This window comes from Pseudoalteromonas sp. HM-SA03, assembly GCF_002289345.1.
GTDB lineage: Bacteria > Pseudomonadota > Gammaproteobacteria > Enterobacterales > Alteromonadaceae > Pseudoalteromonas.
The window spans coordinates 1-516 of the sequence record NZ_NSDG01000184.1 but is presented as its reverse complement, the minus strand read 5'-3'; the positions used below and the strand labels follow the sequence as shown (position 1 = coordinate 516).

Annotated in this window: 1 pseudogene; it reads right to left on the bottom strand. The window is 39.9% G+C overall.

Features of this window, described 5'->3' with window-relative positions:
• Positions 1 to 483 (bottom strand): annotated as a pseudogene (locus tag CKO50_RS23230) (hypothetical protein); the annotation flags it as partial.
• Between the last annotated feature and the right edge of the window lie 33 nt (positions 484 to 516).

The window sequence follows — 516 nt, the reverse complement described above, 5'->3', positions numbered from 1 at the left end:
GTTATCAAGAAACCGTAAAGCGTCAGAAAATTTAAACAACAAGAAAGGCGTGATGAAAAGACCTGCCAAACTCAAGTATAAATAGCCAGCTGAAAATGCACCAACCAGTGCCAGTACAATCAACATAAATCCAGCAATTGCTGACAATATGGTGATTACCATTCTAAAAAGTATTAGGCTTGGGTGACGAACTACCGCAACTTTTTCACCATCACAATTCCAAGCACCAAAGAGACGTTTAGGGCCATCAAAATTGTCTCTCGGCGCAAATGCGTCTTTACAAGGTTTTGCGTCTTTAAACTTACAGCCGTTTAGTTTTTCAGCCTTGGCTAAGCGTTCCTCATAGCTTAAGTTATGAAGATGATCTTTTGGTAGGTCTTCATAATATGCATCATCTAGGCAATACCCCATTAGTCTATCGCCATATGCATCTAGTTCTGCTTGTCGCTTCTCTTCTTCAGTAGCTCCTTTTTGGTAGAGCACTTGTCTTTCTTTAGCCCTCTTTGCTAAATAATT